This is a genomic window from Achromobacter sp. 1014246743, from assembly GCF_059760725.1.
Genome location: NZ_JCBANA010000034.1, coordinates 1 through 23,802, shown reverse-complemented (window position 1 = coordinate 23,802; position 23,802 = coordinate 1). Strand labels below are relative to the sequence as shown.

24 protein-coding genes are annotated in these 23,802 nt (G+C 65.4%); 11 read left to right on the top strand and 13 right to left on the bottom strand.

Going from position 1 to position 23,802, the window contains the following annotated elements; translation table 11 throughout:
- Window positions 1-143: 143 nt before the first annotated feature.
- Together AC6LJ2_RS15770 and AC6LJ2_RS15765 are read right to left on the bottom strand one after the other, a co-directional pair.
- Complete coding sequence (locus AC6LJ2_RS15770; protein ID WP_498151711.1) at window positions 144-1,052, bottom strand: FxLYD domain-containing protein; 909 nt, start codon at window positions 1,050-1,052, stop codon at window positions 144-146.
- Window positions 1,042-1,923: an FxLYD domain-containing protein gene (locus AC6LJ2_RS15765; RefSeq protein ID WP_445657221.1), complete on the bottom strand. Its 882-nt coding sequence runs from the start codon at window positions 1,921-1,923 to the stop codon at window positions 1,042-1,044. Before AC6LJ2_RS15765 ends, AC6LJ2_RS15770 begins: the two co-directional genes overlap by 11 nt.
- Window positions 1,924-2,276: 353 nt before the next feature.
- Between AC6LJ2_RS15765 and AC6LJ2_RS15760 the strand changes: the two genes are divergently transcribed.
- Window positions 2,277-3,041: a TSUP family transporter gene (locus AC6LJ2_RS15760; protein ID WP_498151710.1), complete on the top strand. Its 765-nt coding sequence runs from the start codon at window positions 2,277-2,279 to the stop codon at window positions 3,039-3,041.
- 45 nt (window positions 3,042-3,086) lie between these two features.
- Here the strand turns inward: AC6LJ2_RS15760 and AC6LJ2_RS15755 are convergent, their stop codons facing one another.
- The 7 genes from AC6LJ2_RS15755 to AC6LJ2_RS15725 all read right to left on the bottom strand — a co-directional run bounded on the left by AC6LJ2_RS15755 (window position 3,087) and on the right by AC6LJ2_RS15725 (window position 9,503).
- Entirely contained in the window at window positions 3,087-3,527 is a 441-nt protein-coding gene (locus AC6LJ2_RS15755) for a CBS domain-containing protein (RefSeq protein WP_263911576.1), read from the bottom strand.
- Complete coding sequence (locus tag AC6LJ2_RS15750; RefSeq protein ID WP_263911578.1) at window positions 3,511-3,978, bottom strand: type II toxin-antitoxin system RelE/ParE family toxin; 468 nt, start codon at window positions 3,976-3,978, stop codon at window positions 3,511-3,513. The genes AC6LJ2_RS15755 and AC6LJ2_RS15750 overlap by 17 nt, the downstream gene beginning before the upstream one ends.
- Window positions 3,979-4,699: 721 nt before the next feature.
- Window positions 4,700-5,713, bottom strand: a complete 1,014-nt coding sequence (locus AC6LJ2_RS15745) for a proline racemase family protein (RefSeq protein ID WP_263911580.1) — start codon at window positions 5,711-5,713, stop codon at window positions 4,700-4,702.
- A 35-nt stretch (window positions 5,714-5,748) separates the two neighbouring features.
- Window positions 5,749-6,540, bottom strand: a complete 792-nt coding sequence (locus tag AC6LJ2_RS15740; protein ID WP_263911581.1) for an ABC transporter permease — start codon at window positions 6,538-6,540, stop codon at window positions 5,749-5,751.
- On the bottom strand, window positions 6,537-7,385 hold the full coding sequence (locus AC6LJ2_RS15735) for an ABC transporter permease (protein ID WP_498151709.1): 849 nt from the start codon (window positions 7,383-7,385) through the stop codon (window positions 6,537-6,539). The genes AC6LJ2_RS15740 and AC6LJ2_RS15735 overlap by 4 nt, the downstream gene beginning before the upstream one ends.
- Window positions 7,382-8,431 (bottom strand): ABC transporter ATP-binding protein, encoded by a 1,050-nt coding sequence (locus AC6LJ2_RS15730; protein ID WP_263911582.1) that lies wholly within the window; start codon window positions 8,429-8,431, stop codon window positions 7,382-7,384. Before AC6LJ2_RS15730 ends, AC6LJ2_RS15735 begins: the two co-directional genes overlap by 4 nt.
- A 16-nt stretch (window positions 8,432-8,447) precedes the next feature.
- Window positions 8,448-9,503: an ABC transporter substrate-binding protein gene (locus tag AC6LJ2_RS15725; protein WP_445657216.1), complete on the bottom strand. Its 1,056-nt coding sequence runs from the start codon at window positions 9,501-9,503 to the stop codon at window positions 8,448-8,450.
- Window positions 9,504-9,627: 124 nt separating this feature from the next.
- Here AC6LJ2_RS15725 and AC6LJ2_RS15720 point away from each other — a divergent pair, with 124 nt between their 5' ends.
- From AC6LJ2_RS15720 to AC6LJ2_RS15700, 5 genes are all read left to right on the top strand, one after another.
- Window positions 9,628-10,710, top strand: a complete 1,083-nt coding sequence (locus tag AC6LJ2_RS15720; protein WP_445657215.1) for a GlxA family transcriptional regulator — start codon at window positions 9,628-9,630, stop codon at window positions 10,708-10,710.
- A 105-nt stretch (window positions 10,711-10,815) separates the two neighbouring features.
- Entirely contained in the window at window positions 10,816-11,523 is a 708-nt protein-coding gene (locus AC6LJ2_RS15715; protein WP_263911586.1) for a glutathione S-transferase, read from the top strand.
- 483 nt (window positions 11,524-12,006) lie between these two features.
- Window positions 12,007-13,476 carry a methyl-accepting chemotaxis protein gene (locus AC6LJ2_RS15710; RefSeq protein WP_498151708.1) on the top strand — a complete coding sequence of 490 codons (1,470 nt, stop codon included), beginning with the start codon at window positions 12,007-12,009 and terminating at the stop codon, window positions 13,474-13,476.
- Window positions 13,477-13,589: 113 nt separating this feature from the next.
- The gene (locus AC6LJ2_RS15705) at window positions 13,590-13,814 is read left to right on the top strand and encodes a DUF1653 domain-containing protein (protein ID WP_263911588.1); all 225 of its coding nucleotides are present in this window, start codon (window positions 13,590-13,592) and stop codon (window positions 13,812-13,814) included.
- 3 nt (window positions 13,815-13,817) lie between these two features.
- Window positions 13,818-14,435 carry a 3'-5' exonuclease gene (locus AC6LJ2_RS15700; RefSeq protein WP_263911589.1) on the top strand — a complete coding sequence of 206 codons (618 nt, stop codon included), beginning with the start codon at window positions 13,818-13,820 and terminating at the stop codon, window positions 14,433-14,435.
- Between the two features lie 13 nt (window positions 14,436-14,448).
- Here the strand turns inward: AC6LJ2_RS15700 and AC6LJ2_RS15695 are convergent, their stop codons facing one another.
- Entirely contained in the window at window positions 14,449-14,739 is a 291-nt protein-coding gene (locus AC6LJ2_RS15695) for an antibiotic biosynthesis monooxygenase family protein (RefSeq protein ID WP_175194581.1), read from the bottom strand.
- Between the two features lie 122 nt (window positions 14,740-14,861).
- Here AC6LJ2_RS15695 and AC6LJ2_RS15690 point away from each other — a divergent pair, with 122 nt between their 5' ends.
- The 3 genes from AC6LJ2_RS15690 to AC6LJ2_RS15680 all read left to right on the top strand — a co-directional run bounded on the left by AC6LJ2_RS15690 (window position 14,862) and on the right by AC6LJ2_RS15680 (window position 16,957).
- Entirely contained in the window at window positions 14,862-15,275 is a 414-nt protein-coding gene (locus AC6LJ2_RS15690; protein WP_498151707.1) for a hypothetical protein, read from the top strand.
- Window positions 15,276-15,732: 457 nt separating this feature from the next.
- A complete protein-coding gene (locus AC6LJ2_RS15685) occupies window positions 15,733-16,197 on the top strand; it encodes a hypothetical protein (protein WP_263911592.1) in 465 nt (154 codons plus the stop codon).
- 46 nt (window positions 16,198-16,243) lie between these two features.
- Complete coding sequence (locus tag AC6LJ2_RS15680; protein WP_263911593.1) at window positions 16,244-16,957, top strand: hypothetical protein; 714 nt, start codon at window positions 16,244-16,246, stop codon at window positions 16,955-16,957.
- Window positions 16,958-16,988: 31 nt separating this feature from the next.
- Here the strand turns inward: AC6LJ2_RS15680 and AC6LJ2_RS15675 are convergent, their stop codons facing one another.
- Both AC6LJ2_RS15675 and AC6LJ2_RS15670 read right to left on the bottom strand, forming a co-directional pair.
- Window positions 16,989-19,415 (bottom strand): DUF3772 domain-containing protein, encoded by a 2,427-nt coding sequence (locus AC6LJ2_RS15675; protein WP_498151706.1) that lies wholly within the window; start codon window positions 19,413-19,415, stop codon window positions 16,989-16,991.
- Between the two features lie 229 nt (window positions 19,416-19,644).
- Window positions 19,645-20,568 carry a LysR family transcriptional regulator gene (locus tag AC6LJ2_RS15670; RefSeq protein WP_498151705.1) on the bottom strand — a complete coding sequence of 308 codons (924 nt, stop codon included), beginning with the start codon at window positions 20,566-20,568 and terminating at the stop codon, window positions 19,645-19,647.
- A 125-nt stretch (window positions 20,569-20,693) separates the two neighbouring features.
- On the opposite strand from AC6LJ2_RS15670, the gene scpC reads away from it, so the two are divergent.
- Window positions 20,694-22,211 carry a succinyl-CoA:acetate CoA-transferase ScpC gene (gene scpC, locus AC6LJ2_RS15665; RefSeq protein ID WP_263911599.1) on the top strand — a complete coding sequence of 506 codons (1,518 nt, stop codon included), beginning with the start codon at window positions 20,694-20,696 and terminating at the stop codon, window positions 22,209-22,211.
- A gap of 50 nt (window positions 22,212-22,261) precedes the next feature.
- Here scpC and AC6LJ2_RS15660 read toward each other — a convergent pair whose 3' ends face one another.
- On the bottom strand, window positions 22,262-23,209 hold the full coding sequence (locus AC6LJ2_RS15660; protein WP_263911600.1) for a LysR substrate-binding domain-containing protein: 948 nt from the start codon (window positions 23,207-23,209) through the stop codon (window positions 22,262-22,264).
- Window positions 23,210-23,362: 153 nt separating this feature from the next.
- Between AC6LJ2_RS15660 and AC6LJ2_RS15655 the strand changes: the two genes are divergently transcribed.
- Window positions 23,363-23,731: a hypothetical protein gene (locus AC6LJ2_RS15655; RefSeq protein WP_498151704.1), complete on the top strand. Its 369-nt coding sequence runs from the start codon at window positions 23,363-23,365 to the stop codon at window positions 23,729-23,731.
- Window positions 23,732-23,802 lie beyond the last annotated feature (71 nt).

Below are 23,802 nucleotides of genomic sequence, written 5' to 3'. Positions count from 1 at the left end.
GGGTTGGCCGGGGCGTCTTGCAGGGAGTTGTCCGGTGGAGACAGCGCCCTGAAGGGAATAAATGGGGACGGAAAAGGGGGGCTGGCTGCCCCCTGATGTACCGGTATCGGCGAGCGCGGATGCGGGGCGCGCCCGGTCCGCGCCTAGTTCGCCTTGGCGTCGTAGACCACGGCCACCCGGGCGAAGTTGCCGCCGTATTGTTTGACGTCCACCTTGAACGGCGCGCTTTCGCCGGGCTGGAGCTTGGGCAGTTTCAGTTCCGAATACTGGGCGCCCGACAGCTTGTCCTGCGCGTCGTACAGGCTGACCCACACCTTGACGCTCTCGACTTCGGCCTTGTCGTCGTTGCGCACCCGACCGTGCACCGCCACATACTTGTAGCGGAAGCGGTAGGTGAAATTCAGCGTGCCGGTACCGACGGCCGCCTCGGTGTTGTCGACGGTGATGTCCAGCTTGGGACGCGTGCCGGGCAGCGCGGCGCGCTTGGCGGGCTGCCAAGCGGTCTTGATCTCGCTGTAGCGCTCGAAAGCCTCGCCTTGCAGCCGCACGGGAATGCGCTCGCCGGGATACAGCATGGACGGCAGCGGCCATTCCTGGCGCAGCTTCAGCGGGCGCGAGCCGTCGAACACCGACAGCGTCAAGCCGGGCGACAGGGCAATGTAGCCATCGCTGCGGTTGACGACTTCGGCCAGCAGCAGCGGACGCTCGATCTCGTCCAGCAGGCGGCGTGGCGGCGACAGCGTCAGCGCCGCCGGGTCGAACAGCGCGAAGCCCGGGTCCAGCAGCTCAGCCGTGGTCAGGCGCACGTGGTCGATGACGCGCGTATCGGCGGGGCTGACCCGCACGACGCGGCTGGCGGGGGGCGCGGGCTTGGCAGCCGGCGTCTCGGTGGCCATTGCGGCCTGCGTCGTGGTCGTGGCCTTGGTCTGTTCCCAGGGCAGCAGGCCGTTGTACTTGGCCAGCGCGTAACCGCTGGCGGCCAGGATGACCAGCACCAGTCCGGCCTTGGCGGGCAGGGACAGGCGCTTGGGTTCGGAACGGCTAGCTTTCACTTTGCACCATGTAATCGTAGGACCCGACCTTGCCCTCGGACAGCATGTCGCAGTTCACGTCGAACGTGGTCACCGCGCCGGGGGCGAGCGAGTTGGCCGAGCCATACCCGGTGCCGGTGCCGATCAGCTTGCCGTCTTCGCCATACAGCATCACCGTCACCTGCGTGCTGTTGGATGCGGTCGTGCCCTGGTTGCGCAACAGGCCGACCAGGCGATAGTCGCCGGCGTTGCGCACCAGTTGCACCTTGTCGGCGGCAATCTCCAGCGCGGTGCTGCGGGCGCGGGACGGCACGCTGGGCTCCAGGGTGTAGCGGGTGTAGGACGTGTCGGGCAGCGAGATCACCACCGGCGTGTATTCGCCGGGCTGCAGCGTGCGTGCCAGTGGCGACCCCGTCGCCGACGACAGCGTCAAATCGCCCTGGTAGAAGGTGGCGGTGACGCGAGGGCTGTCGATCTTTTCCCCCGTCTCGTTGCGCATCACCATGACCAACTGGTTGCGGTTGCGCACACGCCTTTCCTGTACGTCGGTCAGCTTGACCAGCGAGGCGTCCAGCGGGGGGATGACCGGCGACGGACGGTAGGGGGCCCGGGTTGACGAGCCAAGATTCAACGTCAGCGGCACCAGGATCGCCGCCAGCACCACCAGCACCATCGCCACGATGGCGGCCGGTTGCAGCTTGGCCGCCGGCGCGGGTTGTTGCATGCCGCGCAGGATCTTCTCCAGCCGCTGGGCGACATTGTCCTCGACCAGGGTCACGGCCTGGCAGTGGCTGCACTGGTACTCGTTGGTGTCCAGCTTGATGAACTGCGCGCTGCCGCAAGTGGAGCAGGTCAGTGTCACCGTATTGATCGTGGTCTGTTTGGGCGTCATGCTGGGCGGAAAACGCGCCGGGCTCGGCGCGGCGCCGGGATGGCGCGGCAAGACCCGGCAGAGCGTGGCTTACAGGGCGGGAAGGATAGCGGGGGGAGACGGGGGGCTGGGTGCATGAACGCATCCAGTTATGACAAGATGTGTGGATGGGCCCCGGACGCCGGCTTTCCGGTCGCAGCCCTGGCGGCGGCCGCAGCCAGGGGGCCGGCAAGGGAGCCAGGCCCTTGCCCCCCGGTGCTATCATCGCCCGCGTCCAATCGCCTTATTGAATACGCCGTTTCCAGTCGTTCCGCCCTGGGCCGCCTTCTGCCGCGGTCGGGCCGAGCCGAGGCAGGTCAGGCTCCGCCCGAAGCATGAGCATCTTCCAACACGTCTTGTTCCTCGCCTGCGTGGCGCTGGCTACCTATGCCCAGACCATGACGGGTTTCGCCTTCGGCCTGGTGCTGCTGGGCCTGTCCGGCGTGTTCCAGCTGGCGTCCGTGTCCGACGTGGCCAACGTGGTCAGCGTGCTGTCGCTGGTCAACGCGGTCGTCACGCTGGCCCGCGCCAAGCCGCAGGTCAACTGGCGGCTGATGGCGCCGGCCCTGGCCAGCAGCCTGGTCGGCGTGGGGGCGGGGGTGGCCGCGCTGGCGTGGATCAGCGGGTCCATGGCGGTGCTGCTGCAATTGCTGCTGGGCGTCACCATCATGGCCTGTGCCGTGCTGCTGGTGGCGCGCACCCAGCCGCTGGCGCGCGTGTCATCGCGCGCCTCGTTCCTGTTCTTCGGCGGCGTGTCGGGCGTCTTGGGCGGCCTGTTTTCCAGCGCCGGCCCGCCCATGGTGTATCACCTGTACCGCCAGCCCCTGCCGCTGGCGTCCATCCGCAACAGCCTGCTGGTGCTGTTTTCCGTGAATGCGGTGGTGCGCCTGGCGCTGGTGACCGGGCAGGGCGCGTTCAAGGCAAATTCGGTCTGGCTCAGCCTGCAGGCCCTGCCGGTGGTGATTGGCGTGACCTGGGCGGCGCGCCGCTATGGCACCGCCGGGTCCATGAAGACCATCAAGCGGATGGTCTTCGTGCTGCTGGTGGCGGCCGGGCTGGGCTTGGTGGTGCCCGCGACCCGAACCCTGGCGGGCGGATAGCCGCCAGGGCGTTGCGGCATGGCGGTCGGCCGCCGCGTGGCAAGGTCAGTGCGGCTGGCCGGAAATATAGCGTTCGAGTTCGGTGATGATGAACTTCTGTTCGCTCATGACATCCTTGACCAGATCGCCGATGGACACCAGGCCGACCAGCTTTTGCTCGTCGATGACCGGCAGATGGCGGAAATGCCGTTCGGTCATCAGTGCCATGCAGTGTTCGCGGGTGTCTTCGGGACGCACGTAGAAGACCGAATCGGTCATGATGTCGCGCACTTTGGTCGTGCGCGACGAGCGGTCCTGCAGCACGATCTTGCGGGCGTAGTCACGTTCGGTCAGCATGCCCAGCACCTCGGTGCCATCCACCACCACCACGGCGCCGATGCCGCGCTCGGCCATGGTCTTGATGGCGTCGTACACCGAGGAATCCGGCGAGACCGTCACGACGGCGGGGTTGGCCTTTTCCCTGAGAATCTCAGCAACTTTCTTCACGATGTGCTCCCGAATCGCTGGCAAGGTTCAAACGCCGGCCCCTGCCGTGCGCCTGCGCGCGGCGAGCGGTGTGGCCGTGGCTCCATCCTAAGCCCGGGGCAGGGATTGCTGCAAGCGTCCGATAAATGGCGAGCCGGTATTGGGGCAGGGGCTCCCGGAGCAGATGGCTGTAGTCACGTCCGCCGTAGAAAATGCCAATGATGGTCACAGATGCATGTTCGCCCACTTTATAGGCAATCGTGCAGCGTCGTTGGTGGTGCAGAAATCGCACATCGGGAGTGACGGTATCGCGCTGCGCACCCCTGTTGGGAAAACCCACCAAGTCCAGACAGGCCCGTACAACATCATCGATGTATCGATCCGCCGCACGGGCTGATCCCGCAGCGCTGAAGTACCGCTGCATTTCAATGATGTCGCGCAAGGCATCGGGGGCAAACACGACGTGTGTCATGTCAGCGCGATGGGCAAGATGATGCGCGCTCGGCGGCGAGCGCGGCCCGAACGTCGTTGATGGTCAGCAGTCGAGAGGGATCTGCCTGGCAAGCCGCACTGATCGCCTCGATTTGTCTGATCCAATCTTGTTCAGTGAGATGTTTTTCCCTGTGAACATATCGGGGCGGGAGTGGCACGGATTTGCGGTTGGCCGTCAACGCAGTGGAATAGGGGGGGATTGGGCAGCGCAGCATGGAAGGCTCCTTGTCGTTTAGGACAAGGACAGGCTACGTGTTGCTCTATGCCGCTACAAGCGTTTCGACCCCGTCAATACGTCCGATCTTTATTCCGATGATGTCGTGCGCTGAAAACAAGGGATCTATTTTCGGAGTCTGCGGCCATCCACAATAGCGAATACTGTCAACATCGCCGATTATGGGACATCACTTTCGTTCCAAGGAGTCCCCGGGCCATGGACTTGATCTCTTGCCCGCCATTGGCCGCTAGCATATGTCACGCGTGCGAAACGATTGCGGAATTACGTGCATACACCGCGTTCGCAGACGAATACAGGAAAGCGGCGCTAACAGAGTTAAGCCATCCTGAATATCGTGAAGCGGGTTTGATGGCCCTGTATGAACTGGCGCAGGCTGAAGGTCAGATACCGTTTCACACTTGCGCCATAAGGTCATGCCAGCTCGGCGGCGGCACGCAAGCGCAGGCCGCCGCCCCACATCACCTCAACGAATCAGGAACCCCGCGCCCACCGGGTCATTCTTGTCGATGACCCAGCGTGCCGTACCCAGGATGCTGGCGGTGCCCTTGACCGTGGGGCGCACCGCGCGGGTGCCGTTCAGGTTCACCTCGCCCAGCAGGCAGCCTTCGAAGGTGCCGCTGCCCAGCAGGCCTTCCGACCTGATCGGCTGGTTCAGGCCCATCTTGCCGCGCGCCTCGAACATCGCCATCATCGCGCTGGTGCCGGTGCCGCCGGGCGAACGGTCCAGTTGCCCGGCGCTGAACACGTGCACGTTCTTGTAGAACGCGCCTTCGATCGTCGGCTGGTGCCAGAACGTAATGAAGTTCAGGTTGTTGATGTGCGCTTCGGTCGGGTGCTGGATGCGGTGGCGTGCATTGAGCTGGTCGCGCACCAAGAGGCCCATGCGCGACAGTTCCGTGCCGTTATCAGGCGAAATGCGCAGGTCGCAGTTCGACAGGTCGACGATGCCGAAGTAATTGCCGCCCCACACGATGTCGGCCGACAGCTTGCCGTAGCCCGGCAGTTCCACCGGGATGTCCTGCGCCGCCACGTAGGCCGGCACGTTCTCGAAGCGCGTCCACAGCACGTTGTCGCCTTCGGACGCCACTTCCGACACCACCAGCCCCGCGGTGGTCTCGAAGCGGATGCGGGTGATGCCGTCCTTGCCGCGCGGCACCAGGCCGTTGGCCACCATGGCCATGCTGACCGCGATGGTGCCGTGGCCGCACATGTGCGAATACTCGGTGCCGTCGATGTAGATCAGGCCGGCGTCGTACTCGGGGCTGGACGGCGGCGTCAGGAACACGCCGAACATGTCCTTGTGGCCGCGCGGTTCGCGCATCAGCGCCTTGCGCAGCCAGTCGTAATGCTGTTCCAGGAACGCGCGCTTTTCCAGGATGGTCGAGCCGGCGGGGTACGGAATGCCGCTGTGCACGATGCACAGGGGCTCGCCTTCCGTGTGGGTATAGATGACATCGAACGCGTCTTGCTTGCGCATGACAGAAGCTCCAGGCGGTAGATAGAAGAGAAAAGTTATTTGCCGCGTTCGGACAGCATGTCCAGCCCGACGGTCAAATCCAGGATCACGATGGCGACGACCGCAGCCACGATCGTGGCGCCCGATACGGCTGCGATGGTCGGATCAATCGTGTATTGCACATAGTTGAAAAGCTTCACCGGAATCGTGTTCAGGTCCGCGGTGGTGTTGAAGATGGACAGCTCCACGTTGATCCACGACGAGATGAACGCGAAGATCGAGCCGGTCACGATGCCCGGCCGGATCTGCGGCAGCACCACCAGGAAAAACGTCGTCCAGGGGTTGGCGCCGAGGTCGGCGGAGGCTTCTTCCAGCGCCCGTTGTTCGGGCGTCAGCAACGTCAGCGTGGATCGCAGCACGAAGGGCGCGATGATCACGACGTGGCCGATCAGCAGCGACAGGAAGCTGCGCGTCAGCCCGAAGTACGCGCCGAACTGCAGCAATGCCGCGCCCAGCACGATGTGCGGCAGCACCAGTGGCGACATCAGCACCGAGGTCAACGCGGCCTTGCCAGGGAAGTCATAGCGCGCCAGGGCCAGCGCGGCCGGCACCGTCAGCAGCACCGCCGCCACGGTCGCGGCCAGCGCCAGCACCGTGCTCGTGGTGAACGCGGCCACGTAGCCGGCTTCCACCAGCAGCGTGCGGTACCACTCCAGCGTCCAGCCCTGCGGCGGAAATGCCAGGTACGGCGTGGCGGTGAACGACGCGCCCAGGATCACCACGAGCGGCAGCGCCAGGTAGGCCAGCACGACCAGCGCGGTCAGGCGGATCAGGTGGCGGGCGATCATCGTGCAGCTCCCGGCAAGGTGGCGGCGCGGTTGGCCAGCGCCACCAGGATCAGGGTGAAGACCAGCAGCACCATGCTCAGCGCGCCGCCGTAATGAAAGTCGAACACCGTGCTGTATTGCTGAAATATCAGCATCGACAGCACCGTGACGCGGCCGCCCGACAGCAGCGCCGGCGTCACGTAGGCGCTGACCGCCAGCGTGAAGACGATGATGGCGCCCGAGACCACGCCGGGCAGCGTCAGTGGCCAGGTCACATGGAAAAAGGTCGCGGCGGGGCTGGCGCCCAGGTCGGCGGACGCCTGCTCGCAGGCCGGGTCCACCCGTGCCAGCGCATTGCCCACCGCCAGCACCACGAAGGGCAGCAGCACGTAGACCATGCCGATCAAAATGCCCAGTTCGGTGCCGATGAAGCGCATCGGCCGGTCCACCGCGCCGGTGGCCATCAAGCCCTGGTTGACCAGGCCGTTGCGGCCCAGCAGCACCATCCAGCCAAAGGCGCGCACGATGTTGCTGGTGAACAGCGGCACCACCAGCAGGATCACGCAAGCGCGGCGCCAGGCCTGCCAGCGCACCACGCGCACCAGGTACCAGGCCAGCGGATAGCCCAATACCAGGCACGCCAGCGTCGTGAACAAGGCCAGCCGGAACGTCACCAGGATCACGTCCCAGTGGTATTGATCGGCCAGCACGCGCAGGTACTGGACGGCCGTGGGCGTCAGTCCGTCGGGCCCGCCCGTGGCGCTGGCCAGCGCCACCACGGCCAGCGGCGCCAGGAAGAACGCCGCGAAGAACAGGACGGGCGCCGCCAGCAGCAGGCCGGGGGAAAGCCAGGCGCGCCGCATCATGGCTGCCCGCCTATCAGGTGCAGGTGCTGCGGCGCGAACGCCAGCGTCACCTGGGCGCCGCCATGCAGCCCCGTGGGCGCGATGCCGCCATGCCGCGCCACCAGCGTCTGCGCGCCGATGTCGACGTGGATCATGCAGTGGCTGCCGACGTTGATCACGTCGGTCACCTTGCCGGTCAGCATGGCCTCGGCCGCCTCGCACAGCTTCAGGTCTTCAGGCCGCAATACCGCCAGGCCGCGCGCGGCCGCCGGTTGCGGAAAATGCGGCACGCGCAGGCCCTGCGCGTCCAGCACCAATGCGCCGTCGTCGGTGGCGGTGTAGGCCAGGAAATTGGCGTCGCCGATGAATTCGGCCACGAACTGCGTGGCCGGGCGCCGATAGATCTCGGTGCCCGCGCCCACCTGCTCGATGCGGCCCGCGTGCATCACCACGACACGGTCGGCCATGGTCATCGCTTCTTCCTGGTCGTGGGTGACGAAGATGAACGCGATGCCCAGCCGCGCCTGCAGGTGCTTGAGTTCAAGCTGCATGCGCTTGCGCAGCTTCAGGTCCAGCGCCGACAGGGGCTCGTCCAGCAGCAGCAGCTTGGGCTGGTTGACGATGGCGCGCGCCAGCGCCACGCGCTGCTGTTGGCCGCCGGACATTTCCCGCGGGTAGCGGGCGCCGAAGTCGGCCAGCCCCACCATGTCCAGCGCGTCCCGGGCGCGGGCCGCCGCCAGGGCGCGTGACGCGCCCTGGCGCCGCGGGCCATAGGCCACGTTTTCCAGCACCGTCATGTGCGGAAACAGCGCGTAGTTCTGGAACACCGTATTCAGCGGCCGGTGGTGCGCCGCCAGGCGGCTGATGTCCTGGCCGTCGATGAGGATGCGGCCGGACTCGGGCTTCAAGAACCCGGCGATCGACTTGAGCAAGGTGGTCTTGCCGCAGCCGCTGGGGCCCAGCAGCGCCACAAACTCCCCCTGCTGGATGGCCAGGTCGATATGGTCCAGCGCCTGGTAGGCGCCAAAGCGCATCGACACGCCTTCGATAGTGAGCAAAGCGGACATGGGAACAGGACCTTGCTCAGCGCTTGCGGGCAACCTGCCGGTTCCACGCATCGGTGACCTCGGCGCGGCGGGTGTTGATGATGTTCCAGTCGAACAGGCTCAGGTTCTTCACCGAGCCTTCCGCGCCCCACGGCAGCTTGCGGGCGACGTCCGTGGACACCTGCACGTCCTTGACCGCGGGGCCCAGGTACAGGCGGGTGGCCAGGCAGGCGGCCGCGTCCGGCGTCAGCGCGGTGTCGATGAACTTCTGGGCGGCGGCCTTGTTGGGCGCGCCCTTGACCAGGTGCAGGCGGGCGTCGGTGGCCCAGGCGCCTTCCTTGGGCACCGTGAAGCCAATGGGCAGGCCCTTGTCGATCAGGTCCCAGGCGCCCACGTTGAAGTGCGCACCGATCACGGCTTCGCCGCTCTGGTAGGCGTTGGTGGCGGCGCCCGAACTGTCAAAGAACAGGGCCGTGTCCAGCGAGGCCAGCTTGGCGTACAGCGGACCCAGGTTCGACGGATCGATGGCCCAGACCCGGGCCAGGAAGAAAATGAACGGCACGCCCGACGAATTGGCGGGCGAGGGCACCGCCACCGCGCCCGCATACTCGGGCTTCCACAGGTCTTTCCAGCTGGTCGGCGGCTGCTTCACTTCCTTGGTGCTGTAGGTGATGCCCAGCGAGTAGTAACCGGTGCTGACGGCGAACACGGAGGCACCCTCGCGATACACGCCCTGGTCGATCACGTTCTTCAGGTTGGGCAGGGCGGCCGGGTCCAGCGCGTCCAGCACGCCGGCCTGCTGCGCCAGCTCGCTGATGCCGCCGTCCATCCAGGCCACATCGATGGTCGGGGCGGCCTTCTGCTGCTGCAGCTTGGCCAGGGTGGTGGTGGACGTGCCGACTTCCGGGACCACCGTCACGCCGGTCGCCTTGGTGTAGGGATCGGCCACGCAGGTGCGGAACGCGTCGCCCCAATTGCCGCCGTACCAGGCGACGGTGATCTTCTGTTGCTGCGCCAGCGCTGCCTGCGACGCCAGGATCAGCCCCGCGCCCAGCGCAGCGGCGCCCAGCGCGCTGCGGGTGTTTGTTGCCATGTCGGATTCCCCTTGTAGATTTGTCGATCCGTGACTCATTGACTCAAGTACCACAGCCACATCTTGGGCGATGCTCGGGAAAACGAGCTTGAAGGCGCGGGACATAAACTTGAATAATTGCGTCATGACTGTCGCCGCGCCCCCTTCGTCCGCGCCGCTCTCCTATGAAGACGGCGACGACCTCCAGCCCCCGGGGAAACCCGCACTGACCGTCGGCCTCGTGTTGCTGGACCAATTCACGCTGGCCGCGTTTGCCGGTTTCGTGGACGTGCTGCGCCTGGCGGGCGACCACGGCGGGCGCAGCCGGCAGATCCACACCGCCTGGCGTGTGATGAGTTGGGATGGCAAACCACGCTGTTCCAGCGCCGGCCTGACCCTCGACGTCGCCGCGGGCCTGCCCGATGACCCGACGCAGTTCGACTACATCGCCGTCTGCGGCGGCAATGACTATTCCAGCGGTCGCATGCCCGAGCCGCTGCGCGACTGGCTGCGGCTGGCGGCAGCGCTGCGGGTACGCCTGCTGGGCATCTGCACCGGCACCTTCGCCCTGGCCCAGGCCGACGTGATCGGCCCGCGCACGGTCTGCGTGCACTGGAACGTGCTGGAAGCGTTTCGCGAGCGCTTTCCGCAGACCCGCGCCGTGGTCGACCGGCTGTTCGTCGACGAAGGCGACCTGATTTCCTGCGCAGGGTCCACCGCTGCGATCGACTTGGGGCTGTACCTGGTGGCGCGCCACTGCGGCCGTGACAAGGCCCAGCAGGCGATGCGCCACATGATGCTGCAGGGCGCGCGACCCGGCCGTGTGCCGCAGGCGCATTTCCGCACCGATCTGTCGGGTATCCAGGACCTGCGGGTGCGCCAGGCCGCGCATTTCATCGAACAGCGCATCGATAATCCGCCGCCGCTGGATGCCATCGCGCGTTATGTCGGCGTAGGCCGCCGGCAATTGGAAAGAGCGTTTCGCCTGGCCACCGGCATGTCGCCCATGGCCTTTCAACGGCAGCTGCGGCTGGAATACGGCAGCTGGTTGCTGTTGAATAATGCCTGCAGCATCACGCAGATTGCCCTGGACTGCGGCTTTGCCGACGGCGCGCATTTTTCTCGCGATTTTCGCGCCCATTTTGGGCAGTCGCCACGCCAGTATCAACAGATACATGGACGCCAGTCCGCTCAGGTCGACGGCGAAACCAGCGTCTTCCCGGCCTAGGCTGGTTACCTCCCGAAACTGCCTGGGCCGGTGCGGTCATCAGCCCTTGCAGGCCACTGCCTTAGCATGGGCGGGTATTGGCATTCCGTTTGGAAGGAGACCTGCATGACCTACGATCTTTGGTATTGGGACGGCATTCCCGGACGTGGAGAATTCGTGCGCCTGGCACTCGAGGCGGGCGGCATACCGTATCGCGAGCGAGCCCGGGAACCCGGCGGTGAAAACGCGTTGCTCAAAGACATGCTGTCCGAACGCAAACACCCGCCCTTCGCGCCGCCTTATCTGGTGGCCGGCAAAATGACGCTGGCGCAGACCGCCAATATATTGCTGTTCCTGGGCGAGAAACACGGCCTGGCGCCGGACACCATCGAAGGCCGCCTGTGGGTGAACCAGTTGCAGCTGACCATCGCCGACATGGTGGCCGAGGCGCACGATACCCATCATCCCATTTCGGCCAGCGATTATTACGAAGACCAGAAGGAAGAGGCCGCCCGGCGGGCACGCAGCTTCCGCGAAGAGCGCATACCGAAATTCCTGGGCTATTTCGAAGGCGTGCTGGGCGGACCGGACGCCTGGTTGGCAGGCGGCAAGCGCTGGACCTATGTGGACTTGTCCTTGTTTCACTTGGTCGACGGCCTGCTGTACGCATTTCCCAAGCGCATGGGCACCCAGGCGGCGAAATTTCCCAACATCATGGCGTTGCATCGGCGGGTGGCGGAGCTGCCCGCGTTGCAAGCCTATTTCGCCAGCGGCCGGCGCTTGCCCTTTGGTGAAGGCATATTCCGCCATTACCGCGAATTGGACGCGGAATGAAAAACCGCCCGGGCGGATATGCCGACTGATCGGGTGCAATTTTTATTTGCGCGCTAAATAAATGGGGCCGTCATCACGACGGCCTTTTCATTATGACGCAGGCATGCGAGAAAAATACGAGGCGGATTCGTATTAACCCCTATTAATTTCCCTGCCTTGGGTTATGCCGTCGCCATGCGGCTTACGTGGTGGTCGGCATACAGAAGCGCCGTGAAACTTTTTTCTGCGGCGACCTTCTTAAAACATTGAGTATGCGTGGTTTTTGGGATTAAATATTTTCGACTGGATACATTCTTCCGTTTTTCTGTAATTCACTGACCTGCCGTCGCTGCGATGGTGACGGATATGCAGGCAAGCGTGTGCATGCGGCGCGGCGTGCACTGCCTGATCGTTGGGACGCGCCAAGCAGTCTGCTTCAGATAAGCCGCCGTTTCTTTATCCGTTTCAGAACATTCGTCCCATCCCATGGCAGGAGACGTCAACATGCAATGGCTTACCCTAAACCGCCTGCTCCGTGGCGAGCGCGGCATGCAGAAAGCAGACCTGTATGGCCAGATCGCGGCCATCCACAAGGCTCAGGCGGTTATCGAATTCGATCTCGAAGGCCACGTGCTGATGGCGAACCAGAATTTCCTGGACACCATGGGCTACGAATTGGACGAGGTGCTGGGGCAGCATCACCGCATGTTCGTCGACCCTGGCGAGCGCGAGTCTGCGCAATACCTGGATTTCTGGCAGCGGCTGGGCCAGGGCGCCCACGACGCCGGCCGTTACCGGCGCATGCGCAAGGATGGCGCGGATGTCTGGCTGCAGGCCAGCTACAACCCCATCTTCGACAAGCGCAGCCGCCCGTTCAAGGTGGTCAAGTACGCCACCGATATCACCGCGCAACAGCAGCGCCAGGCCGATACCGAAGGCCAGCTCGAAGCCATTTCCAAAGTCCAGGCCATTATCGAATTCGAATTGGACGGCTCCATCATTCGCGCCAACGATTTGTTCCTGAACGCGGTGGGTTATCGCGAAGACGAGGTCGTGGGCCGTCACCACAGCATGTTTGTCCTGCCCGAAGAGGCCCGCGGTCAGGCCTACAAGGATTTCTGGCGCAAACTGCGCAGTGGCCAGCACGATACCGGCCAATATCTGCGCATTGGCAAAAATGGCCGCCAGGTCTGGATCGAAGCCAGCTACAACCCGATTTTCGATGCCGAAGGCCGGCCCTTCAAAGTCGTGAAATTCGCCACCGACATCACCAAGCGATTTACCGCTGCCCAGACGCTGCGCGTGGCCGTGCAGGGGCTGACCGAAAATGCCGGGCGCGCCAGCCAGGCCAATACCCTGGCGCAGGACGCCTGCAAGGTTGCCGAAGAGGGGGGCAAGACCGTACAGGGGGTGGTGCGCACCATGAGCGCCATTACCGACAGCTCCAGGCGCATTTCGGAAATCATCGGGGTGATGGACGGCATCGCGTTCCAGACCAATATCCTCGCGCTCAATGCCGCGGTCGAGGCCGCACGTGCGGGCGCACACGGCAAGGGCTTCGCGGTGGTGGCGGCCGAAGTGCGCAGCCTGGCACAGAACAGCGCCGCCGCGGCCAAGGAAATCAAAGGGTTGATCACCACCTCCGTCGAGCAGATCGAAAGCGGCGCCAGCCAGGTCCAATCGGCCGGCGCCACCATGGAAGACATCGTGGCGTCGTCGCGCCGGGTCACCGAGATCATGGGCGAAGTGGTGGAGGTATCCCTGGCCCAGTCGGGCAAGTTGGGCGAAGTCACTGAAGACATCACCCAGATGACCGCCGAAGCCGCGTCCGCCCTGCAGGCGGCCCACGAATTGCATGGCGGCCATGCCGTCTTGAAGCCGGCGGTCAAGCCGGTGGCGCCGTCCGTGCGGGCGCGCCCCGCCGCCAATACGCCGTTGCCGCCCAAGCCCGTATTGGAATACGTGCGGTACTGAACCCCGCGGCGGGCATGCCTGCCGCCCGAGTGCGCTATAAATACGGTCTTGTTTGAACCCGTCGGCCCAGGCAGGCCCCCTGCCCGGGCCGTGTCTTTTGCGGCAAAAATTCAATGACCGAATCTGAAGCCCTGGCGCTAGCCACCCATCGCCACTACAAGGGCGGCCTGTACCGCTATGTGGACACCGCCCGCCATTCCGAGACGGAAGAAACGATGGTGGTCTACGAGCATCTCTGGCCGCACGCGCGCGGCCTGTGGGTGCGGCCGGCCGACCTGTTTTTCGGCCAGTTGGCTGACGGCTCGCCGCGTTTCGCCCCGCTGCGCACGGCGGAGTAGGCCGTGGCCTTCTATTACCGCAGGACACGCCAGACGGGCGCCACTGCCCGACCCGCCGGCGCCGCCCGCCCGCCGTCAGCCGCGCTATCCGCGGCGCTGGACGCCTTGCGCGGCCCGTTCATCGTGGCCGACTTGGAAACCACGGGCTTGTCGACCTCGACCTGCGAGATCCTGGAATTCGCGGCAGTCCGGGTGGGGCCGGGCGGTGCGGCCGAACGGGAATATGCGCAGGTGGTGCGCACCCGCGGCGCGGTGCCGCCCTTCATTTCGCGGTTGACCGGCATTACGCAAGCAGAGGTCGACAGCCAGGGCCTGCCGGTGGCGCTGGCATTCGCGCGGTTCCTGGAGTTCGTCGAAGACCTGCCGGTGTTCTTCCACAACGCGTCGTTCGACCGGCGTTTCCTGGAAGCCGCCGCAGCGCAGACCGGCATGCCGTTCGCCAATGCCACCCATTGCACGCTGGCGCTGGCCCGGCGGGCCTGGCCTGAGCTGCCCTCGCACAAACTGGACGTGCTGGCGCGGCATGTCGGCGCGTCCGAACCCACCCACCGGGCGCTGGCCGATGTGCGCACCACGGTTGCCGTGGCGCTGGCGGCCAGTTCAAGGCTGGCGGCGGCCTGACGCCGCCGCTATGTCAGACGACTTTCTGTTCGTGATGCACCTGCGGCGGTTCGACGAAGAAGCCCGCCACCAGTTTGCGCCATTCTTGAAAATCGGGCGATTCCCGGAAATCCACCATATGGTTTTCGACGGTTTCCCAATCTACGACCAGCGTGTAGCGCTGCGGTTGCTCGATGCTGCGGTACAGCTCCATGCCGTGGCAGCCCCGGGCACGCAGAAAAAGCGGCTTGGCCTGTGCCACGCCGGCTTCGAACAGCGCTTCCTGGCCTTCGCGGACATGGATGCTGGCGATCTCCTGGATCATGATGGTGTCTCCGGATGAAAGGGGCCGGGCAGGCCCCGGCCGGGCGGAGTAGTATGGCTGAAAATTCCCCTCGCGTCGCCGGGCGGGCAGCAGGTTCGCCCTGCCGGCCTCCCGCCATTCCGATGAACCGACAAGCTGTCACCCTGCCGCGCCTGATCGTTGTCCGCCTGTTGTGGTACGCGGCAGTTGGCGCGCTCGCCGTCATGGCGCTGGCCTCGCAGACCCAGTTCAGTGTGGCCGCCGTGCTGTCGGCCATTGCCGTCTATGTGCCGCTGTCGATGCTTGGCCTGCCGTTGATGGCCTGGCTGGGATTGAGTCGCGCCAACGGCATGGCGACCAGGGGGCCGGCGCCTGTGTGGCCATGCTGGCTGACCGGCGGGGCAGGCATCGCGCTGCCGGCGGGCTACCACTTGTCGGCGCGGCTGGAGCTGGCCGAGTGCGGCGTGCTGTTATTGCTCGTCGCGGTGGACCTGGCGCTGGTGCGCCGAGAATCCCTCTGCCTGGCCGGGCGCTTGGGTGCGAACCCACGGGCCTGACCCCGCTGCAAGCGACGTCAGCAAGCATCGCTTGGTCGTGATACGGCTTTGCTCCTTCCATCCTGACAGTCAGCCTAAAGGCTGTCGCCGCTCGGCCTGCCGCCGTGCGCGCTAGGTTACTTGCGCGAGATCGCAGCTCGCCCCCCCATCCTAAAAGCTGAGAAGCGCCGCAGCAATGTCACGCGCGGCGCGTTTCGGCTCGTCCATCTGCATGGCCTGTAGCGGGGTGATCGCAGATTGCACGACATCTTTTACGTCTTCTTCCCCACTCTCTTGGGACCGGTCGCCCGTTTAACCGATATCGACATCCTTAGTGCGGCGCAATCATTCCGTACCAATACGAAAGTCCCAAGCGCCATGTTGCCGGAAGGGCGTACTGCGTCGGGGGGGTAAAGGTCCGCGCCGGTCGGCCACCGGCACCTGTGCATCCGCATGAAGCGGATCAGGAGGAGCTCAAATGAAACAGCTCGCAGCAGTCGCAACTCTGTCCCTCGTCGCGTTCTCCGCCTACGCGACCGGGCCGAGCCCGACCATTTCCGCATCGGGTCACGTCGGTACCATCACCGGCACGGTCTCGTCCGTATCCACCGGGACTTCGGTGGTGTCGACACAGATCAATGGCTACGGCTCTTCGAGCCAGACGTCGTTTGGCGAGACCGGCGGCGTCGCCACTGCCGGTGGCAGCTTCAACAGGGACGGCACCACTGTGGTGACCAGTACCCGCCAGTACGCCACCAGCGAAACCTACGGCCATATCACCGGCAACGCACCGATCATGGTGGGCGACAGCGTCGCCAATGGCGGCGCCACGTTCGGCAGCACCACCACGAACGCCTCGGCAACGGGCACGTTCAAGGCGGGCGCGATCGGCGCCACGGCGGCGATCCACGGTATCGGTCACGTGGGTGGGTTCGGTCACTGAGCAGCAGGCAACCCGGACGGCCTCGGCCGTCCGGCTGGAGGACATCATGAAAACCATTGCGCTTGCCTTATCCCTGTCGCTGGTCGCGTTCTCAGCCAACGCCCAGACCAGCTCTTCCGCTGCGACGACCTCCGCGTCGTCAGGCTCCACCAACGCGGGCAACAACCAGGGTATTACGCTTAATTCCAACAACAGCGGTTCGAGTACCTTGCGCACCGCACCGCCGATCGGCGCGCAGAGCTTCTACGGCTCGTTCTCGTCCGACAGCTGCATGGTGTCGGCCGGCGGCGGCGGTTCTGTCGTGGGGTTTGGCATGAACGTTGCGTTCCCGGTCGAGGACACGAAATGCAGCCTGCGCCGCAACTTCGAACGGACCATGCAGGCCGCCGCATCGACCAAGGACCCCGACCGTTCGCGCCGGCTGGAAACGGCTGCGGTCGACATCCTGTGCCAGACCGACGACCGCACCAAGGCGGCGCTGACCGCGCAGGGCCTGTGCACCAATCCGTCGCTGACGACGGCCGACCATCGTTTCGAAAATCCGACCGTGGCCCAGGCAGCCCCCGCGGCCCCGAATCAGGCAATGTACGCGCCCGCGCAGCCGCCGATGCAGACCGCGCAATATGCACCGCCCGTGTCCGCAACAGCCGCGCAGGCTTATCCGGTGCCGTCGGTACAGAACACCATGCCCAATTCGCCGGCGCTACGCAATCCGCGCATGGATCGCCAGGGGTTGGTGGACTTCTATTCGCCGGGCTGAGATCGTGGCCGGCGAACAGGCGTGCGAAGCGTCAGGGCGTGGCGGCAGGCGCGGCCGCGGCGCCCGGCCCTTCAGCCGTGGGCGGTTGCAGGGCGGTGGCTTGCGGGGCAGAGGCCAGCAGCATCGTGGGCGGCGACGACACCTCCAGCCCGGCCTCGTGCAACCGCTGCAGCAATGTGAACAACAAGGCGCTGCGCACACCGTAGGACGAGCGTGGCGACGACACATAGCCCTTGGCGTTGAACACCAGGTTGCCGCCTTCGATGCCATCCAGGAACACGTTGGGCGCCGGCGTATCAAGGACGTCCTCGTGGTCGGCAAACGCCTGCAGGATCAGTTCACGCACACGCTGTGCATCCGTTGACAGCGGCAGGGGCAGCTTGATCTGCACCAGGCCCAGCGGATTCGAGCGCGTCACGTTTCGAACCGTCTTGGTCACGAATTCCGAGTTCGGCACGATGACCGTGGATCGGTCTCCCATCTGGATTTCCGTTGCCCGCACATTGATGCGCAGGATGTCGCCTTCGACGCCGCCCAGTGACACCCAGTCGCCCACCTTGACGGGGCGCTCGGCCAGCAGGATCAGGCCCGAGACGAAATTCTGCACCACCGCTTGCAGGCCAAAACCGATCCCCACCGACAAGGCGCTGGCAATCCACGCCACCCGTTCCAGCCCGATGCCGGCGGCCGACAGCGACAAGGCCACGGCGAGCACGAAGCCGGCATAGCCGAACAAGGTGGCGGCCGACAGCTGCATGCCGGGGTCCAGCTCGGTGGTCGGCAGATAACGGTTGGACAGCCAGCGCTTGAGCATCTTCACGCTCAGGAGCGACACGCCCAACACCAGCAACGCTTGCAGCACCGCGCCCGGACGAATGTTGGCTTCGCCGATGGCCAGCCCCTTGCGCAGTTGGTCAAAGCGCTGCAGCAGGTCCATCGGTCCTTCGCCAAACGGGGCCAGCAGCAGGATCACTGCCAACAGGCCTACCGCCACCCGGCCCACGCCGGACAGCAGCACCGCCGCCTGGTCGCGCAGGCTGGGTCCTTCGTTGTCGTCGCGGTGCGAGGTGCCCAGCAGGGTACTGAAGCCGTCTTCGATCAAGGTCGACAGCAGGTAGGCCGATGCGAGAATGATCGCGACCCACAGCACCTGCTTGGTCAGGAAGCTGCCAAACGCCACATACCCCGCCAGCAGGCTGGCCAGGCTGATGATCAGTACCGTGCCCATTGCCGTGAGCAGCAGCGAGATCCAGAACGGCGTGGGGGCGTCGTCCGCCTGCTGCGCCTGGCGTCGCAGGCGGCGGCCGATGGACAGCGCCACCGCCATGGTCGCCATCACGAACACCGCCACGATGCCCGTCAGGGTGATCGTCGTGGTCAGGCTGGCGTTCAGCAGTACGGGCAAGCGTTCGGCCAGCCAGATCATCACCACCAGTACGCCCAGCACCCCGGGCAGCCAGCGCAGGCGCTGCGCCACCGCATCGGTAATGGGCGGCAGGCGCCAGGACGGCCGGTTGGTCGACATCAGTGCATAACCCAGGCCGGACACATAGCCGCCAAAGCACACGGTCGCCACCAGGTTGGCCAGCAGGGCACCGGTGCTATCGGACAACTGCGAATTCCAGTCCAGGCCGGCGTGGATCAGCACGGCGATGACGCCGGGCGTGGCGACCGCCAGCGCCAGCAGCGCCACCGCCAGGAACGACCGGCGCAAGCGGCCGGGCGGCACCCGGGTCGCGGTGATGCGCAACAGCACGCGGCCAATCCAGACGCGCAGGGCGATCGCCACCGCGGCTGCGGCGGCCAGCAACAGCCAGCCCCACTTGGGCGTCTGGCCAACCGCGGTGGTCAGGTCATCGCGCAGCGCCACCAGCCGCTCCAGGTCGCCGGGGAATTCTTCGCGGAATTCCGCCCAGAACTGACCGGACAGGAACGAATCGCGCCGCTCACCCAGCCGCGCCTGGAACTGCGTGCGGCGCAGGCCTGAGATCTGCTCGGCGGTCTGCGCGGCGTCTACCGATAGCAGCCGCGCCAGCTTGATCTGTGCATCCAGCGCCCGGCTGGTCTTTTCCAGCTGCATGCGCTGCGCCGCAACGTCCGGGGCCTCCTTGACGCCATCGGGCGGGACGCCCAGCTCGCTCAGGCGGGCGGTCACGCTGGCCAGTTGCGGCGTCAGGGCGTCGGCAGTCGCGTCGGCCTTGGATTGGATGTCCTGCGCATCGCCGCGCTGTTTGAGCAAGGCGGCATCGTCCGTTTCGTCGGGCACGCGCTTGCGGATCTCGTCCAGCTGCTTGCGGGCATTGGCCAGCGTGGCCTCGGTATCGGTGGGCGCGGCGGGAGCCGCGGCATAGGCCGTTGACAGACTGAGCGCCAGCAGCAGAAGGGCGATCAGGGCGGCAAGGGAAAAACGGCGCGGCCGGGTGGTGCGCGAAGACAGGTGTTGCAGGTTCGGGGTCATTTTTCTTAGGGCGATTCGCTCGCATCGAGGCGGCAGCATAACAAGCCGTGGACGGGGCCGTTGCAACAAAAACTCAGCTGCGTCCCTGATAGATATCGGGGCCTGGACGCGCCGACAGGCGACCGTCCGGGCTATAAAAAAGGGACACATTTCGGTCGAGCGGGGTCCGGCCGCCAGAAGCCGGCTGCGGCGGCAAACTACGGTCGCAAAATCGAGCGGGTAGCGGGGCTTAGCGGGGCGCCGCAGGCTTGCGTGCCGGCGCCGGCCGCGACTTGCCCAGCACCGCTTCGCATACGGCCAACCAGGCTCGCGCGGCGTGGGACAGGTAGCCGGACTGCTGCCAGATGTGGCCCACCTCCCATTGCAACCCGGACTTGGCCAGCTTGGCAGTGCTCAGGCCGCGAGTCTTCATCCTCTGCATCAGGGGTTCGGGCAACAACGCCGCGCCCAGGCCGGCGGACGCCATCGCCACCAGGAAATCCCAATGCGCGCTCTGGGCTGCAATGCCGGGCTGCAGGCCGGCGTCGGCGAAGGCCTGCCGCAGCCGCCGCGTCATGGCGAAATCGTCTGTAGGTATCAACAACCGGGTGTCGCGCAGCGCGCTCAGCGGCAGCGATGTCTTGCCGGCCCAGGCGGCGTCCGGCGGCCCGATCACCCAGATGGGATAGCTGCCGAAGGCCTGCACGGCAAGGCCGCTGTCGGGCGCGACCGGCAAGATGGTGGCGCCCACCTCCAGTTCGCCGCCGGCCACCTGGTCCTCGACCGCGCGCCCCGTGCCCTCACGCAGGGTCAGGTGGATGCCGGGGTGCAGCTCGCGAAAGCGCTTGACCACCGGCGTGAACAGCAGATTGATCATGGGCGGAATGCCGACCTCAAGCGCTCCGCGCTGCAGGTCGGCGGTCTGGCGCATTTCCTCGGTCAGCTGTCGCATGGTTTCCAGCACCTGCAGGCCGCGCTGGTACATCACGCGGCCGGTATCGGTGGGCCGCGCCGTATGACCGTCACGCACCAGCAGTGCGGTGCCGGCTTCTTCCTCCAGCTGGCGGATCATCTTGCTGACCGTGGACTGCGTCACGAACAAGGCCCTGGCTGCCTGCGTAAAGCTGGCGTGCCGCACCGTTTCCACGAAATACCGCAAGGCTCGCACGTCCAAAGCCTGTCTCCTGCGCAAGGTGCGCCACATTCAATCAATGAAAAAAACGACTGGATTGAATGATTTTAAGTCATTACGAGATTTGGCTCGACCTTCCTATACTGCGAAAAAAATCTGGAGACACCATGCATCTCGACCGTATCCGCCATCCTGGGCTGCGCGCCAAGATCACGTCCGCCGAACAGGCGGCCCTGCTGGTCCAAGACGGCATGACCGTCGGAATGAGCGGCTTCACCCGCGCCGGAGACTGTAAATCCGTGCCGGCGGCGCTGGCCAGCCGGGCCGAGCGCGAACCCTTGTCCATCACGCTGATCACTGGCGCCTCGCTGGGTCACGACACCGACAAGATGCTGGCGCAGGCCAATGCGCTGGCGCGCCGCATGCCCTTCCAGGTCGACACCACGCTGCGCCGCAAGATCAACCAGGGCGCCATCGCTTTCATCGACCAGCATCTGTCGGAAACGGCAGAGCAATTGCGTGCCGGCCACATCGGCCCGATCGACGTGGCCATCATCGAGGCCGCCGCCATCACTGAAACCGGCGCGATCGTCCCGACCATGTCGGTGGGCAATTCCGCGTCGTTCGCCCAGCAGGCGCGCACCGTCATCATTGAATTGAACCTGGGCGTGCCCGCAGCCATCGAAGGCCTGCACGACATCTACGTGCCTGCCGACCGGCCGGGCCGCGAGCCCATCGGGCTGGTCTCTGCGGACCAGCGCATCGGCCTGCCGTTCATCCAGGTGGATCCCGATCGCATCGCCGCCATCGTCATCACGCAAGAGCCGGACAGCCCGTCCAACGCCTTGCCGCCCGATGCCGAGACCAATGCCATCGCCGCGCACATCAACGCCTTCCTGCGTCGCGAAGTCGACGCGGGTCGCCTGACCAATTCGCTGCTGCCGCTGCAGGCAGGCATCGGCACCATCGCCAATGCGGTGCTGCATGGTTTCGAGTCGTCGGAATTCGACGGCCTGACCATGTATTCCGAAGTGCTGCAGGACAGCGCCATCGAACTGCTGGACCAGGGCAAGCTGGCGTTCGCGTCGGCGTCGTCCATCACGGTGTCCAAGCCGGTGTACGAAAAGATCCTGGCCAATATCGAGCACTATCGCGAGCGCATCGTGCTGCGGCCGCAGGAAATCAGCAATGCGCCTGAAATCGTGCGCCGCCTGGGCATCATCGCTATCAACACGGCGCTGGAATTCGACCTGTACGGCAACGTCAATTCCACCCATGTCGGCGGCACCCACATGATGAACGGCATCGGCGGCTCGGGCGACTTCGCCCGCAATGCCCACCTGGCGATCTTCGTGTCCAAGTCCATGGCCAAGAACGGCGATATTTCCAGCGTCGTGCCCATGGTGTCTCACGTGGACCATACCGAGCACGATGTCGACGTGCTGGTCACCGAATGCGGTCTGGCCGATCTGCGCGGCCTGGCGCCGCGCGAGCGCGCCCGCGCGGTCATCCAGCACTGCGTGCATCCGTCGTATCGCGACGCCCTGCAAGACTACTTCGATCGTGCCTGCCAGCGCGGCGGCCAGACGCCGCACCTGCTCGAAGAAGCGTTTTCCTGGCACCAGCGCTTCAACGAAACGGACAGCATGCGCGCGGCGCCGTCCGCCGAACGCAAGGTCGCTTGACCCTGGCGCGGATCAACCGCTGCCGCTGTCGGGGGTAAAGCCGGGCCGCTTTACCCCTTTTTTTCCTGTGCAGTCTGGGCCGCCTCGTGGCGTGCTGGCGTCACCAGCGTCTTGCTCGACCGCTCCAGCTCGTCGCGCAGCCATTGCTTGAACGCGACCAGCGGCGCCCAATCGCGCAGGCTGGGTCGGTAGACCAGGTGATAGGTCTGCGCCTGCTCGTAATGCACGCTGATGGGGGAGACTTGCACCAGCCGGCCCGAGCAAATCGCGTCTGCGGCCAGCAATTCGCGCCCCAGCGTAATGCCCAGCCCCTGTTCCGCCGCTTGCAGCATCATGCCGGCATCGTTGAAGGTCGCCACCGGCGTAACCGGCACGCGCAGCCCCGCTGCGGCGAACCAGTGCTGCCACATGTCCCGTTCGCCCAGCAGTGGCTGGCGCGCCAGTGTTTCGGGCGTGTTGTCAGGCAGCGCGCGCGCCGTCTCGGGCGAGGTCAGGGCAATCAGCGGTAGCGGCATATCGAATAACGGTTCGGACTCCACGCCTGGCCAAGGCCCGCGGCCAAATCGCAAAGCGGCATGAAAGCCATCGCGCAGCAGATCCACGACCTGCTGCGATGTCTCGATTTCCAGCGACAGTCCGGGATGCTGGGCGTGCCAGCGTGCCATGCGAGGCAACAGCCAACGCTGCGCAAATGACGGCAGCACCGACACGCGCATCCGCTGCGCGCTACCGCTGGCCGCGGCGGACGCCGCCATCAGCCCCTCATCCAATAGCGCCATCGCGCTTTGCACGCTGCACAGCAGCGCCGCACCAGCCGAATTCAGCACAATGCCGCGCCCGCTGCGCTCGAACAGCGCAAAGCCCAGTTGTTCTTCCAACCCCTTGATCTGCTGGCTCACCGCGCTGTGCGTCAGGTGCAGTCGGTCCGCTGCGGCGCGCAGGTTCTGCAGTTCGGCGACGGCGCGAAAAGCCGGCAGGGTGTTCAGAGGCAGGCGCATAAGGTCGGCATGGCGAGAGAGTCGGTGGGATCAGGGCGGGCAAGGGCTCTTGATTGGTTAGCTTAACTGACCGTATCGGGTAAAACAATTCGATTTTCAGGCGGGGTTTGGGCGACTACGCTTACCAAAAGGATCGAAACAAGGAGATCACCCATGACCGCGCACTCTTGCCCCCCGATTGCTCCGCCCTTTGGCAACGTGCCCCCGGCAGCTCGCTCGGCGCGTCCGGCCGAAGATTCCCTCCATCCTGCAGCGAAAGTCACCGCCTCTCAAGCGACGATAGTCGAGACGGTTCCGGCGGTCACCGTGGCCGATCCACAGCCCAAGGAGGCGGGCAGCCTGATTGGACGGCTGTGGCGTGCCTATCGGCAGAAACGGGCCGAAGCCGTGCTGCGCAACCTGGCTCATGAATTGGATGCCCACATGCTCAAGGATGTGGGCGCCCCGCAATGGCTGGTGAACCAGACCACGCTCGAGCAGTCCCTCAAGCGGATCACTCGTATCGACACCCTGCGTTGGTGACGGTCGGGCGAAGTGAGCCCGAGCCGGCCAGGCTTGTCTCTGTGGGCTGGGCGTCTCTCTATATAGAGAGA